This window comes from Companilactobacillus kimchii DSM 13961 = JCM 10707, assembly GCF_001435445.1.
GTDB classification, from domain to species: Bacteria; Bacillota; Bacilli; order Lactobacillales; family Lactobacillaceae; genus Companilactobacillus; species Companilactobacillus kimchii.
Genome location: NZ_AZDH01000009.1, coordinates 78586 through 91317, shown reverse-complemented (window position 1 = coordinate 91317; position 12732 = coordinate 78586). Strand labels below are relative to the sequence as shown.

At 35.0% G+C, this 12732-nt stretch carries 12 protein-coding genes; 2 read left to right on the top strand and 10 right to left on the bottom strand.

All coding sequences use genetic code 11. From position 1 onward, the window contains the following. Positions 1-5: 5 nt before the first annotated feature. The 4 genes from FC97_RS04755 to FC97_RS04740 all read right to left on the bottom strand — a co-directional run bounded on the left by FC97_RS04755 (position 6) and on the right by FC97_RS04740 (position 2415). Positions 6-347: a fluoride efflux transporter FluC gene (locus tag FC97_RS04755; protein ID WP_025085802.1), complete on the bottom strand. Its 342-nt coding sequence runs from the start codon at positions 345-347 to the stop codon at positions 6-8. Then, positions 344-760, bottom strand: coding sequence for a fluoride efflux transporter FluC (locus FC97_RS04750; protein ID WP_225868727.1), 417 nt, complete (start codon positions 758-760; stop codon positions 344-346). The genes FC97_RS04755 and FC97_RS04750 overlap by 4 nt, the downstream gene beginning before the upstream one ends. A gap of 55 nt (positions 761-815) precedes the next feature. Beyond that, the gene (gene gnd / locus FC97_RS04745; RefSeq protein WP_054642848.1) at positions 816-1715 is read right to left on the bottom strand and encodes a phosphogluconate dehydrogenase (NAD(+)-dependent, decarboxylating); all 900 of its coding nucleotides are present in this window, start codon (positions 1713-1715) and stop codon (positions 816-818) included. A 121-nt stretch (positions 1716-1836) separates the two neighbouring features. Next, positions 1837-2415 (bottom strand): hypothetical protein, encoded by a 579-nt coding sequence (locus FC97_RS04740; protein ID WP_054642847.1) that lies wholly within the window; start codon positions 2413-2415, stop codon positions 1837-1839. A gap of 225 nt (positions 2416-2640) precedes the next feature. Here FC97_RS04740 and FC97_RS04735 point away from each other — a divergent pair, with 225 nt between their 5' ends. Further along, complete coding sequence (locus tag FC97_RS04735; RefSeq protein ID WP_025085798.1) at positions 2641-4029, top strand: hemolysin family protein; 1389 nt, start codon at positions 2641-2643, stop codon at positions 4027-4029. 84 nt (positions 4030-4113) lie between these two features. On the opposite strand, the gene FC97_RS04730 is transcribed toward FC97_RS04735, so the two are convergent. The 6 genes from FC97_RS04730 to FC97_RS04705 all read right to left on the bottom strand — a co-directional run bounded on the left by FC97_RS04730 (position 4114) and on the right by FC97_RS04705 (position 10307). Continuing rightward, entirely contained in the window at positions 4114-4866 is a 753-nt protein-coding gene (locus FC97_RS04730) for a class I SAM-dependent methyltransferase (RefSeq protein WP_054642846.1), read from the bottom strand. A 105-nt stretch (positions 4867-4971) separates the two neighbouring features. Beyond that, positions 4972-6681 carry a glycosyltransferase family protein gene (locus tag FC97_RS04725; protein ID WP_054642845.1) on the bottom strand — a complete coding sequence of 570 codons (1710 nt, stop codon included), beginning with the start codon at positions 6679-6681 and terminating at the stop codon, positions 4972-4974. Positions 6682-6756: 75 nt separating this feature from the next. After that, positions 6757-8397 (bottom strand): glycosyltransferase family protein, encoded by a 1641-nt coding sequence (locus tag FC97_RS04720; protein WP_054642844.1) that lies wholly within the window; start codon positions 8395-8397, stop codon positions 6757-6759. A 76-nt stretch (positions 8398-8473) separates the two neighbouring features. Continuing rightward, complete coding sequence (locus FC97_RS04715; RefSeq protein ID WP_054642843.1) at positions 8474-8818, bottom strand: iron-sulfur cluster biosynthesis family protein; 345 nt, start codon at positions 8816-8818, stop codon at positions 8474-8476. An 8-nt stretch (positions 8819-8826) separates the two neighbouring features. Continuing rightward, positions 8827-9642: a hypothetical protein gene (locus tag FC97_RS04710; RefSeq protein ID WP_054642842.1), complete on the bottom strand. Its 816-nt coding sequence runs from the start codon at positions 9640-9642 to the stop codon at positions 8827-8829. Between the two features lie 2 nt (positions 9643-9644). Continuing rightward, on the bottom strand, positions 9645-10307 hold the full coding sequence (locus FC97_RS04705) for an HAD hydrolase-like protein (protein ID WP_054642841.1): 663 nt from the start codon (positions 10305-10307) through the stop codon (positions 9645-9647). A gap of 87 nt (positions 10308-10394) precedes the next feature. Here FC97_RS04705 and FC97_RS04700 point away from each other — a divergent pair, with 87 nt between their 5' ends. Next, positions 10395-12731: an HAD-IC family P-type ATPase gene (locus FC97_RS04700; protein ID WP_054642840.1), complete on the top strand. Its 2337-nt coding sequence runs from the start codon at positions 10395-10397 to the stop codon at positions 12729-12731. Position 12732 lies beyond the last annotated feature (1 nt).

Genomic DNA, 12732 nt, shown 5'->3' with positions numbered 1-12732 from the left:
TTCTCCTAAATGTGAATTCCAATGATGAATCCTAAAATACCAAAAATGTAAGTTAAAACAAAGTATAACAGACATCTCCATAGACGGTGTTGGAACCACAACTGACTTAATTCCATACTGAAAGTACCAAAGGTTGTGAAACCTCCACAAAACCCTGTACCTAGTAGTAATAATATCGCACCATTATGAATTTGTGCAGTGAATATTCCTAATAACAAGGCACCAAAGATATTAATCAGTAAAGTTATAACGGGAAAATCGACTGGTATCTTAGATTGCAATAAAGTTAACTCGTTTCTTATAAAGGCACCAATAGCAGCACCAAAACCTACAATTAAAAAGTTCATTTACGTCTGCTCCTTACATAGTCATTAAATGCCTGACCAGCTGCCCAATAGTTACCTAATAGAGCTAATAAGAAGCCACCGACAAGTGTAAATGTTAAATATATCAGTAAGGATTGCCATTGACCGCTCTCATACAACCGATAAGTATCAGCCGTAAATGTTGAAAAAGTTGTATAAGAACCTAATAAACCTGTACTTAAAGTCAAAACTACTTGTGAGGATAAGTTATAACGATCCTGTAAATAATGAATCAAAAATGGTAATAGCAAAGCCCCACTCAAATTTGCTATTAACGTCCCCAGAGGAAAACCGTTACTCGTTTTGAAAATTAAACTCTCGGCATAACGAAGATTACTACCGATAAATGCTCCAATTAAAAGGAGCAAAAATACTTTACCTTTTTCCTTCACCATAAAAAATCACCCTCAAGAACAAAAAAAGCTTGTCAACGGCAAGCTTCCTTAATTATTATTTTTTATCGACATCATGTCCGCCAAATTCATTTCTCAAGGCAGCCACAACTTTACCGGTAAAGGTATCATCTTCCAAAGAACGGTAACGCATCATCAATGATGCTGCAATAACTGGTGTTGGTACTTGTAATTTCAAGGCTTCTTCCAAAGTCCACTTACCTTCACCAGAAGAGTGCATTACCCCTTTTATTTCATTCAAATTAGGATCTTTTGAAAATGCTGATTGTGTTAATTCCATCAACCAACCACGAATAACTGATCCGTGTTCCCAAACTTTAGCAACAGCCTCATTATCATAATCAAATTGACTGTGCGCTAAAACATCGAAACCTTCGGCGATTGCTTGCATCATACCGTATTCAATACCATTATGAACCATCTTTAGATAATGACCACTACCGGCCTTTCCAGTATACAAGTATCCATCTGTTTGAGCAATTCCTTTGAAAATTGGTTCGATATATTCAAAAGTTTTTTCATCATCGCCACCGATCATGAAGTTACCATCACGATTAGCACCGCTCATACCACCTGAAGTACCAACATCAAAGAATTTAATTTCTTTATCTTTCAAGATTTGGTTATGTTTCAATGAATTCTCGAAAAATGAATTGCCCCCATCAATTACAATATCATTGGGATCAAGAATTTCGCTAAGTTTATCAATTGTTTCATTTGTAGGATTCCCTGCTGGTAACATTACCCAGACAATACGTGGAGCTTGCAATTGTTTAACAGCGTCTTCCAAGGTTTGTTCTACTTGTGCACCTAGTGTTGAGGCATCATTTCTGGCAGCGTCGTTTAAATCGAACGCAACTACCTCGTTTCCATTACGAATCAAGTTCTCAGTCAAATTGATTCCCATCTTGCCTAACCCAATCATTGCTAATTTCAAAATTAATCCTCCTAAATTGTTATCACAAGGATTAATTATACATAAAAAAGCCGCACCAAAAACAACATTTTGGTACGACCCGATTGCTTAAAAGGTTGATATCATAGTCTTAATTGGCTGTTTAGCCCATGAACTTGTTCCACCAATGACCCTTTTTATCATTATTAACCTTTTCGTTGACACGTTCTTTGATCTCTTCATTATCATTGCCACTGTTATTAGAATCCGTACTTTGAACCTTTTCCTCTGCTTGTTGCTTCAAGGTATCTAATTCAACTTGTAGTTCTTCCTTAGCTTTTTGAGCATCGTTAAGTTCGCCTTGCAATTCTTTGATTGTAAGCTCGCGCTTTTTATTTTCAGACTCTAATTTAGCAACGGTTACTTGTAATTCTTTAACCTTTGCTTCTTGTTGTCCATCCTCAACTTTATCCTTTTTCACTTCAGAAGTTGGATAAATTTGCATTGCGGATGTTTCCAGAGTCATTTTAGGTCCATGGCTCAATTTAACCATTTCTCTAAAATCTTCAATATTCTTTTGCGTATACAAACGATTATTTTGACTATTACGTTCAAAATATTTACTATTCTCAGTCGTGCGTTCAACGATCAAAGAATATTTACGCAATGTAGCTACACTTATCCCTAAATCTTTGGCAGCTTGTGCAGGAGTTAATAAATTGTTGCTTTTTACTTTAGTCAAAAGGATTCCCCCAAGGTTGTTTCATTCTCTTCATTATAAAAATAATAATTGTGAAGTTCAACTACAAAATCGATGTAGTCTAAATTAAAATCATCCTTGCTATATTTTAACCTTCAAATTGGATATACTAAAGATGTATTAATAAAATATTTACTCTTAGCCGACACAGTCGGTTTTTCTTTGGTGTATAATTCATCTTACAAGAACAGAAGGGGAAATCATATATTGTCAAGTTCTACAATTACAACAAATTTCATTATCATTTTACTTACTTTCATTTTTGCTTTCTTCTTTGTTGCTGCTGAGTTTGCTTTAGTACAAACCAGATCCAGCCAACTAGAAGATGCAATTTCAAAGGGTAATGGTAATACAAAAAAATTAAAACGTGCTCTTATGATGGTCAACAACCTCAATGAGTACTTATCAACAACACAAGTTGGTACTAGTATTGCTGGTATCATCTTAGGTTGGATTGGTGAAAGTACGATTGAGTACTTATTAGTAGAAGTATTGGGTGTTGCCCATATTTCTGCCGGCGGTAGTAGCGGTTTACATGCCGTTAGCTCTATTGTCGGTGTGCTTTTACTAACATATCTTGAAGTTGTTTTGACGGAAATTGTTCCTAAGAACATTTCAATTGATATGCCAATGACGATGTTAATGCTTGTCGTTACACCGTTAAGATTCTTCCACATTGCCGTCTATCCATTCGTTTGGTTACTTAACGTGTCTGCGTCAGGTATCGTTCGTTTGATGGGAATGAAACCAGCTGATTCCGAAAATGAGGTTTTCTCTCAATCAGAAATTCTCAGACTTTCTAAGTCATCTATTAAGGGTGGCGATATGGAGCCTGACGATGTTATCTTCATGCAACGTGCTTTCGAATTAAATGATAAAGTTGCTAAAGACATCATGGTTGATAGAACTAGTCTTTACGTTGTCGACATTACCGATAAAGTTAAAGATGTCATCAAGGATTATTTACAACAAGGTTTCTCAAGATTCCCTGTCGTTGCCGATAATGATAAAGATAAGGTTTTAGGTTACGTATACGCCTACGACATTGTCCGTCAAAATCAAGTCGATGGTAACGTTGGCATCAGTCGTATTTTGAGATCTGTTAACACCGTTCCTGAAACAATGCCTATCCAAGATATCTTATCCAAGATGATCAAAAAACAAACACCTATCGTTATCGTCGTCGATGAATACGGTGGGACTAGTGGTATCGTTACCGATAAAGATATTTACGAAGAATTATTTGGTACCGTTAAAGATGAAATCGATGATGTTTCCGATGAATATATTGTTAAGAATCCTGATGGTTCTTACAACGTTTCTGGTAAAACAACACTTTACGACTTCGAACGTTACTTCAAATCTGACATTCCTGAATTTCAAGATTCCGATATTATCACAGTCGGTGGTTATATTATTGAAAAGTATCCTAACATTCAAAAGGATTTTGAGTTCGAGATGGATAACTTTAAGTTTAAGGTTGCTGAATTCGATCATGGATTCGTTAACTGGTTCAAAGTTACAGTTGATAAAACAGCCGTTACTAAACAAGATAATTTAGCATCACTTACTGATGTTGATGATTTAAAAGATTGAAACTAGACAAATAGCCAGTAACTCGATTATGAGTTACTGGCTATTTTTTTGAATAAAATGAAATGTATTCATTATCAGACTCTTTTATTTTTTAACAGAGTAACTAGCCCAAAATGTCGGAATATTGAAGTCATGAAGTTTGCCTTCGCTATTAGTATCTTCATATAAATCAACAATTTGAAAACCAGCTTTAATTTGACCACGCAATTGCTCATCCAATGTATGTGAAAATTGAATTCCATCTTCTTCTAAGGGAAATTCCTCTTTAATTTTATCATCCTGTAATGGATTGTAAGGTAAGGCATGATAGAGCTTGGTTTCCGTTTTATCAAAGATATAGTTGATGCCATTATCCATACCTACCAATAGGCGACCACCTTTTTTCAAAATACGATGGCTTTCTTCCCAAACATGCTGAACATCTTCAATGTAACAATTAGCAACAGGTTGAATAATCAAATCAAAGCTGTCATTTTCAAATGGCAAAGGTTTAGTCATATCGCCACGAATAATTTCTATATCATATCCTTCACGTTTAGCAACCGTTTCTTCAGCATCTAATTGTTTTTGCGAATAATCAAAGACTGTACAGTCGGCACTCAAAGCAGCTAATATTGGCATTTGTTGTCCACCGCCCGAAGCTAAACCTAAAACCTTTTTACCAGTCAACGATTCTGGGAACCAATCACGGGGAATTTCTCGATTAGGTGTCAAAACCATTCTAAATTCACCCTTTTGAGCCTTAACATATTCTTCGTGTGAAATAGGTTTGCCCCATTCCCAACCTTCTTCGACCCATTGGTCAATAATTTTAGAATTAAACTTTGTATAATCCATTAGCTTCCCCCCATTTGTAAAATTTCTATAATTATAGAATTAATATTCTTCCATAACAACAAAAATAACCAGCCAACTTAAAGTTGACTGGTTATTTGCTGAATATTATTTTTCTTTATTACTCTTCAAACCTTCAATTTTACTGAAGTCGATCAAATTCAATTTATTAATAAACAATATTGCAATGATAACTAGTAATGATAAGAACGAAGTACGACGAGCTACCTTTTGTGTCGTCGTTTCGAAGTAATCAACTACTACCTTACCTTTACCATGAATAGTTACTTGAGCCAAATTATTATTAGTTTTATCTACATGCAATTCGGATACTTTACCCTTAGATTGCGTGCTTTGGAAGCCATAATAACCGATAATCGGCAAATCAACTTTGGCATGCTTAGCGTTCTTGAAATTAAAACTTAAACGTGTGCCATATTGCTTGAAGTTAGTAATCTTAGCTTTTCCTTTAGTTACTTGAGGCTTATGTTTGCTTCTTTGTAACTTACTTAAATTGGTTCCTATAGGAAGATACTCTTGACCTGCTCCAACACTATAAGGTTCTGATTTATTGTAGGCTTCGTAAGTATTTCTTTGAAGCGGTGAATCATTTACCAAACGATATTCTGAAGAAATTGCTGTCAACATGACAAGTACTATCAACAAAGCTTTCATCGTTCTTTTCTTGAATATTCCCAAGGGATCAGCGGCAATAAAGACCGCTAACAATAATGAAGCAATCATATAAAAACGCCATGGGAATTGAATCATCTTAATTGGCGTTTTATTCAAGAGTTCCCAAGGAAACAATTTAGTACTGCAGAGTAACATTACTGCTCCAATTAGTGAAAAATCACGGACAGCCTTATTCTCAATTTTAGTCAAAGAGATAAAAACAACTATTGCCGCAAATAACATCAAGATTCCAGGATTAGCCTGATTATAAACATTATTTAAACTCGCATGAGCCATATCGGAAAAATCAGCTGCGGCCGCAACTAAATTGGAATTTGATTGGGTCAAAATGAATTTGGTATGTTTTACTTGCTCTAACATTGGTAAGAAATAAGCTGCTGTTAAAAGCAAGGAACAAATTGTTGCCCAACAAAGAGACAATAATCGAGTCGGTGTTTTTTTCAATTCACCAATCTGACAAACCGCCACTGCGACAATTAAGATAGCCATCAATATTGGTGTAATTGCGTGTGAGTAAATAATTCCAGTCATACCAAAAGTTAGATACAACCAATTTTTATGTTCACCGTAAAAAATTTCATAAATACCCAATAACGTTATCGGTAAGAAAACGAATGCTCCCACTTCACCTAAATCGTGGCGATATAGAACATCATACATTCGATATGTTGATAATGTGTAAACGAAACTGAAGACCAAACTGCTCCAATATTCTTTCTTGATCTTAAAGAAACAAAGGAAAGAAACTCCCATTGTCAAAAATGTTAATAGAATATTCAATCCGACAATTGCTTGAGCACTGGAATAACCCATTAAACGCAAGAATGCAGCTGGATAAAGTAGAAAATCAGAATAAAAAATATTAACAATATATCCAAAGCCATCCATGAATGACATGTTAATAAATGGGAAGTACTGGTGACGCAACAATGAATGATATAGTCCCTCAATTCTCATATTGTGGAACCGATCATCGCTTGTACCTAAGAATGACCAAATCTTGCCTTGGAAAATCTGTGCTTGATAGACAGCCAAAATGCTGACCAGTAGAAAAAGTGCAATTGTAAATACAATGATTGCAGCCTTTTTCCAATTCTTTTTATTCAAAAACGTTAATTGCATAACAAAATACCTTTCTTAGTAAATAAACAATACGTTTATTATACTAACTAGCCTCTTGTAAAAGATACTTATTTCTCACTCTTTTTTCCTAATGCAAAAAGTAATCAATAAGATCAATAAACTAGATATCGAAATAATTCTACTACATTTTTGAATCCATGTTTGAACATATTCGACTCTGACAATACCTTGACCATTTAGAGTCACTTGACCTAAGCCCGTTTTTAAATTCATTTTCAAAGCTGACACATTGCCAAGTGACTTTTTAGATGAATATCCATAATAACCAATAATTGGTAAACTAACTTTAGCCTCTTTAGCGTTGGTGAAATTAAATGTTAATCGTGATCCCTTTTGTTCAAATTCAGTGATTTTGACAGTACCACTCTTAACCACAGGAGCATGAGGTGCTAAACGCAGTTCGGCTAAACCAGTTTCTTTAGGTAAGTACTCTTCACCACTGCCGATACTATAAGAATCTAAATGATTAAAAGAAGTATAAGTGTCATATTCATTAGGATAACTCTTGATTAAGTTGGATTCTGAAACCAATGTAAGCAAAATTACTAGTCCAATGAGAATGAATTGCCATTTCCTTTTTTCAAATAAATGTAACGGATCAGCAACCAGAAATACACTGAATAGAATCGTAATCAACATATTCAAACGCCAAGGGAATTGAATTATCTTTAATGGTGTATTTTCTAAAACCTTCCAGGGAAAGAACTTAGTCGTCATCAACAAAAAGATCTCACCGATAATTGCAAAGTCACGTACGGCTGGATTCTTTTCTTTCCAAATGACGAACGGAATGGTCAAGGCAACGACGATGTAGATTAACCCAATACCTTCTTGATAAAGATTATTCGTAAAACTCCAAACTAGAACATCTTTAAATGAATTACTTCTTTGAGCAATGTCAATTAATGGTGAAGTCAATTTGAATTTTGTTCGATGCAACTGTTCAAACATTGGTAAGAGGTAAGCCAGACTTAATACTCCAGCAGTTAGACCAGCATAAATCAATTTCACGATTCGTTGTGGTTCTTTGATCAATGCTTTGGTTCTAAATAAAATTACGAAAAATATAAAGATGCCAATCAATATTGGTGATAGCGCATGCGCATAAATAATCATCGTCATTCCGAAGGCTAAGAATTTCCACTTACCGGCATCAGCATAAAATATTTCATAGACTCCCAGAATTACAATTGGCAGAAAAGTTAATGTCAGTGTCTCACCCACATCGAATCTACGTACCATATCAAAAATCCGATAAGCACTCAAAGTATAAACAAAGCTAAATAATAAGCTTTTAGTAGCGTTATGACTAACGTAACGATAAGTATAAAAGGCTATCAAAAAAGTAGCCAAGTTCAGCATGACATAATATGTCACGAAGGCTTGTGCTGTTGTCAGACCAATCAATCTTAAAATAGCCGCTGGATAAAGCCAAAGGTCGGCATAAAAGATATTGGCAATATAACCGAAACCATTCATAAATGACATATTCACAGTTGGAAAGAATTGACCATGCTTTAAGGCCTGATATAGTCCTTCAATTCTCAACACATGAAATCTTCCATCAGTATCAAGATCTAAATAGGACCAAATATGACCGTTAGCTAAATCAGTTATATAAATAATGATGACACTCATAGTAAGAAACAGTAACCAGATGAAAAGCATTTTGTGTTGTTCAAAAGTTTTTTTCATAATTTCTGCCTAAAGTAAAAAAGGAAGTTCGAAGACATACGTCTCCAAACTCCCTCAAGATATTTTCTATTCAATTTTAATAATTGATAATATTAACACTTTTATCAATTATTTCTCTGGAATTACTAAAAATCAACAGCTGTGTTTTAGGATCAATTTTTAATTTCATGTAATCATCTAAGAAATCTTTTGCACTATCTTTAAAATAAATTGTTCCCAAAGTACTGTTTAAATGCACCGTATAATCAGACAAATTCTCTGTTGGATCAACTACGATAATTCGGAATTTTGTTAAAAGTGCACAAGTTCCTTCATCTGAAAAACGACCGAAGCCATCATCCAAATCCAAAAGCAGTTTCTTACCTGCATCAACGTATTTTTGTAACTTGATTTGAGCCTCATTGCTTATTTCAATTTTCATTATCGACCTCAATACTTATATTTCATGGTACTTCCCCAATCAATCAAGCTGACAATGAATACCATAAATATAATTGTTATATAACTCAGGAATATCCCATTGAGGACATTGTATAATACATCCCTAACATTGTAGTCGATATTGCTTACAATAATATCTTGCAATGGATAGTAGACACAACCCAATACGATAGCTAAAAGAATTGATGTACAGATACCAACTGTCCCCAAATGGTGGAAGAACAACATATTAGAACCAACTTTAGAACGTAATCGTATTGCAAGTAATATGAAAATTCCAGCCGCTGCAACCATGACTGTCTTGATCAATTTCTTAATGGTTTGAATCTTAACAATCACCGTCTCAATAGGTCCTAAATCATTATCCACAATCTGATTCATCAAATCTTCATTGCTTTTAATAACAGTATCAATTTCGTTATCGATATTTAAACCGTAATTCTGAGCTTCAGCCTTTAATTTAGTACTAATGGTCGCCAGAATGGCACTACCGATAGTTAACTGTGAGTCATCGCTATACACCTCATCCACGGAGGTATTGATTATCTTTTTGACATCCTTATTAGTTAAGTTAACAGATGATAAATTCGTCGAAATCGAATAACTGTTGACCAGTCTTCCCAATCTTTGATTGGTATAATTTTTGATCAAAGTTACATTTGCTTCACTACTGACCACTTTTTTTACGTAATTACTATTTAAAACTGTAGACAGAGTGATTCCCAAAAAGACAATTACCATCAAACAAATTGATAACAAAATTAATGTAAAACCGTGTCTATTGTAAGACAATGACTTGCTCATAATTATTTCTCCATAGCTAGATTAACAACCTCTTGAGGCTTGTTGACGATCCATTCAGAATTGGCAGCTTTTAATTCTTTATAATCACCAAAACCGTATGTCACTCCAATAGCTTTCAAATTGTTTTTATGTGCCCCTACAATATCACTGCTACGATCCCCAACCATAACAAGATTCTTTGTATCTAATTCGACAGAAGTTTTATCAATTCCATAAGAAATGACATCTTCCTTCAATGAACGAACTGACTCATCTTCAGCTGCACCAAAGACATGTCTGATGTATTCCTTCATATTTAACTGATCAATAATTCTTTTAGCAAAAATTTCCGGCTTAGATGTGGCGATAAATAATTGCTTATCAGCCTCTTTCAATTCTTGAAACATTTCTAAAACACCATCATAAACAGTGTACTCCATCCAACCTTCATCTTGATAATATTCCCTAAAGGCGTTTATACTTTGATTAATCAACGGATCATCCGGTGCTAAATGATCGTATTTTTGAAGTGAGGCACCTATAGTTGGTCCAATGAAAGTATGCAAAGTCGCATCATCATGAGGAATATATCCCAAGGTATGTTGGTACATATATCTCAAACTTTTCATAATTCCCGTTTCAGAATTAATAATGGTTCCATCCAGATCAAAAAATAAATTGTTCAAATTAAATTCATCCTTTTATGTTAAATTTAAGTTATGTAAAGATTATATAGCATTCAATTAAAAATAACTAACAGTCGTAGGTAGAGTATGGTAAAAATAAAAAAACCGAAAACATATACCAGCCTCGAAGATGGACTAACGAGTCAGCAAGTCGCCACTCAAGTTCAAAAGGGACTGACAAATGTACAAATAAAGAAACTATCGCGTCCAATACCAAAAATTTTGGCCGATAACTTGTTCACACTATTTAATCTCCTAAACTTGATCATTGCCATCTTAATTTTCTGGACTGGATCCTATCGGAACTTGTTCTTCTTAGGACCAGTGATTGCCAATATTATCATTGGTAGTTATCAAGAAATCAGAGCTAAAATCACCGTCGATAAAATTAGTTTGGTTAATACTCAAAACTTTACCGTTATCCGTGATAAGCATAAACAAGAAATTCCCATCGATCAATTGGTCGAAGATGATATCGTTATGGTCAAACGTGGCGATACAATTCCCGCTGACGGAATCGTTCGTTATTCTAATGGTCTACAGATCAATGAATCCAGTATTACTGGTGAATCTGATACCATTGCCAAACAAATTGATAACGAAGTTTTCTCTGGCAGTTTTGCTATTGCGGGACAAGCCCAGATTCAATTGACTCAAGTCGGTCATGAGAGTTTTGTCTCTAAATTATCCTCAGCCGTTGGTAAGGAAAAACGATCTGTCAGCGTTTTAATGAAAATAATTAATAACATCATTAAAATTTTAACATATACTATCATACCGATTGGACTTCTTTTATTTTTCCGCTCATTCTTAAAAAATGGAGACGTGGCTCAATCCATTTTAGGTACTTCTGCCTCCGTTATCGGAATGATTCCAGAAGGTTTAGTTCTATTAACCGCCGTCGCTCTAGCTACTGGTTCTTACAACCTATCCAAGCGTAATATTCTGGTGCGGTCACTAAGCGCCATTGAAACCTTAGCTCGAGTTGATACTTTGTGTCTTGATAAGACTGGTACGATCACCACTGGTAAACTAACAGTTAAAAAGACCCTTACCTATCAAGATATGGATACCAATAAAGTTCAAGCTATCGCTACTAAAATTGTCGAGGCTACGCAGGAAACTAACGCAACCGCTTTAGCTATTAAAAATTTAAACGTTGCTGCCTTTCAAACTGATGTCCAAGAAGTTATTCCTTTCTCATCTGAAACCAAATATTCCGGATTTATAGATGAAGCAAATGTTAAATATATTATGGGTGCTCCTGAATTCATTATTAAAAATCCTGTTCCAGAGGTCACTCGAACGGTTGAAAAGGCCGCTGAAAAGGGATTCCGTGTCATTGCTATTCTAAAAGAGAATTCTCAACAGACTCTCTTAGGTCTATTATTGATTTCCGATGAAGTTAGACCGCAGGCTCCTTCTACTTTTTCATATCTAAAAAATCAGGGAATTGATTTAAAAATTATTTCTGGGGATAATCCAGTTACGGTTGCTAACGTTGCTGCCCAAGCTGGTATCGCTACTGGTAATAACTATATCGATATGAGTAGCGTTACAGATGACCAAGACTATCATGAATTAGTAAAAGAATATAAAGTCTTCGGTCGAGTTCGTCCTAGCCAAAAAGCCGATTTGATTAAAGCCATGCAAGATAATGGTCTAACTGTTGGTATGACCGGGGATGGTGTCAATGATGTTCTAGCAATGCGTCAATCTGACTGTAGTGTTGCCATTGCAGGTGAAAGTGATGCTGCTGAAGCCTCAGCCGATTTCGTCCTTTTGAATCGTAATTTTGATTCAATGATCTTTATGCTCAACGAAGGGCGACGTGTTATCAATAATGTTGAAAGAGTAGCTTCTCTATTCTTGATCAAAACTATTTATTCCGTTGTTTTGTCGATTTTCTTCATCATTTTGGGAACAGGCTATCCTTTCCAACCATCCCAATTAACGCCAATCAATGCTTTAACAGTCGGTATCCCAACATTCATCCTAGCTTTGGAACCAAACTATACTCCACCAGCCGGACGTTTCATGCGTAACGTTATGGAGATTGCTTTACCTTCAGCTATCTGTAATATCATCTTTATAATAGTCATCTCAATTTTGGGTCGACATTTCAATTATAATTTTGCAACAACTTCAACCCTTTCCGTCTTCACCATCGGTATTATCGGTTACTGTGCATTGATTTCCATCAGTAATCCATTGATTGTTAGGAAGAAAGTTATGATTGCTATCTCGTTTGCTTTATTCATCATTACATTTATTTTTGGAAATAAAGCTTTTGGACTGCAAAGTATTTTAACATTACAGTACACATATCTCTTCTTGGCTATCTTTTTAATTGCCTGGCCTCTCTTCATGTTTATGCGTGAAGTTTTAGGTCGAAGAGTATTCTCTAAAATCAATTGGAAGTAAA

Bases quoted from the DNA above. Each gene is read 5' to 3' on its own strand.
- FC97_RS04755 (WP_025085802.1), bottom strand. From the start codon at position 347: ATGAACTTTTTAATTGTAGGTTTTGGTGCTGCTATTGGTGCCTTTATA.
- FC97_RS04750 (WP_225868727.1), bottom strand. From the start codon at position 760: ATGGTGAAGGAAAAAGGTAAAGTATTTTTGCTCCTTTTAATTGGAGCA.
- FC97_RS04730 (WP_054642846.1), bottom strand. From the start codon at position 4,866: ATGGATTATACAAAGTTTAATTCTAAAATTATTGACCAATGGGTCGAA.
- FC97_RS04725 (WP_054642845.1), bottom strand. From the start codon at position 6,681: ATGCAATTAACGTTTTTGAATAAAAAGAATTGGAAAAAGGCTGCAATC.
- FC97_RS04720 (WP_054642844.1), bottom strand. From the start codon at position 8,397: ATGAAAAAAACTTTTGAACAACACAAAATGCTTTTCATCTGGTTACTG.
- FC97_RS04715 (WP_054642843.1), bottom strand. From the start codon at position 8,818: ATGAAAATTGAAATAAGCAATGAGGCTCAAATCAAGTTACAAAAATAC.
- FC97_RS04710 (WP_054642842.1), bottom strand. From the start codon at position 9,642: ATGAGCAAGTCATTGTCTTACAATAGACACGGTTTTACATTAATTTTG.
- FC97_RS04700 (WP_054642840.1), top strand. From the start codon at position 10,395: ATGGTAAAAATAAAAAAACCGAAAACATATACCAGCCTCGAAGATGGA.